The organism is Streptomyces sp. NPDC002513 (assembly GCF_053595355.1).
This window is the reverse complement of sequence record NZ_JBSFXK010000159.1, coordinates 1-1,552: the sequence shown is the minus strand read 5'-3', so window position 1 is coordinate 1,552 and position 1,552 is coordinate 1. Positions and strand designations below refer to the sequence as shown.

General features: G+C 68.9%; 1 protein-coding gene. It reads left to right on the top strand.

Going from position 1 to position 1,552, the window contains the following annotated elements; genetic code table 11:
- Positions 1-88: 88 nt before the first annotated feature.
- The gene (locus ACWD5Q_RS35475) at positions 89-1,093 is read left to right on the top strand and encodes an IS110 family transposase (protein ID WP_451431184.1); all 1,005 of its coding nucleotides are present in this window, start codon (positions 89-91) and stop codon (positions 1,091-1,093) included.
- The last annotated feature ends 459 nt before the right edge of the window (positions 1,094-1,552 follow it).

The following is a 1,552-nucleotide window of genomic DNA, read 5'->3' as shown; positions in this document are numbered from 1 at the left end:
TGATCCTATGAGGGCCGGGCCCCCTTCCCTGCTCAGCCCGGTGGTTCCTATCGTCCGGGTATGCACGAGCTCAGGAGGGAGGCCCTCAATGTCTGTCTACGTCGGTATCGACGTGCACCGCAAGCGGTCGCAGATCGCGGTGGTCGAGGACGGCGGCACGGTGCGGGTGAACCGGAACGTGCCCAACGGGGTGGAACCGGTACTTTCGGTGATCGGTGATCTTCCGATCGGGGCGCCGGTCGCCTTCGAGGCCGCCTACGGCTGGGGGTGGCTGGTGGAGCTGCTGGAGGACTACGGCTTCGAGCCGCATCTGGTCCATCCGCTGCGGTGCAAGGCGATTGCCTCTGCGCGACTGAAGAACGACAAGGTGGACGCGGCCACCCTGGCCCAGTTGCTGCGCGCGGATCTGCTGCCGGAGGCGTGGATCGCCCCGCTGGACGTGCGGCAGCAGCGGGTCCTGGTGCGGCACCGCTGCCAGCTGGTGCGGTTGCGCACCCTGCTGCGCAACCGCGTCCACGCCGTCCTGGCGGATCACGGCTGCGACCGGCCCGGTGGCTACTTCACTGCTCCGGGCCGGGCCTGGCTGCAGGGCCTGGATCTGCCGGATGCCTCGCGCCGCGTGGTCGACGATCTTCTGGTCCTGATGGACGCCCTCAAAGAGCCGATCGACGCCTTGGACGCACAGCTGCTCGCACAAGCGCGGGGCGACCCCAGGGTCAAGGCGCTCACCCAGCTGCCGGGGGTGGGCACGCTCACTGCCCTGGTCATGCTCGCCGAGATCGGCGACGTCACCCGCTTCCCGTCCGCGCGCAAGCTTGCCGCCTGGGCCGGGCTGACGCCTACCGTCCGGGGGTCGGATCTCACCGTCAGGCACGGGCACATCTCCAAACAGGGCTCGGACTGGCTGCGGTGGATCTTGTGCGAGGCCGCCCAGACCGCGAAGCGGTCGCCGGACTTCTCAGTCGCCTACCAGCGCCTCGCCCATCGCCGGGGCAAGAAGATCGCAACCACCGCAGTGGCCCGCCGCCTGCTGGCCCGCGCTTACCACCTCCTGCGCGAGGTCGAATCCACCCAGCTCCAGAGGCGCCGATGACCCCAGCAGACGACAATCGCCGCAGGCAGTCGCAGACCCCGGGTGAGCTCGCGTTTCCGCATGAGACGGCCCGACGGCCGCGCTCGATGACCTGATTGAGCAGCCCGGATCCCCGCACCACGATCATGGCGCCGAGCGCCGGCCCGGTGCCGAATGGGTGCCTGTGAGACCATTCCGCCGACCAGGACGCCGGGGATGCCAACGACCGTACCTGTGAATATCCGTGACGCTTCCTCGCCCTCATTCTCGACCGTCGCTCGTCGGCCTCAGCTCGTTCGTCCTCACCCCGCTCACCCCTCGCGGGGCTCCGGGCGCTCCAACTGGACCCCTGCCACGCGGCGGTCCCACAGACGAACACGAAGAAGCCCAACAAGGAAAACGCCCTGCCTGCGACCAAGAAGCCGCAGGCGAGAGCCATCTACGCCCCTTGACAGGCCCGGCCCTCATGGGTGCGGAAAC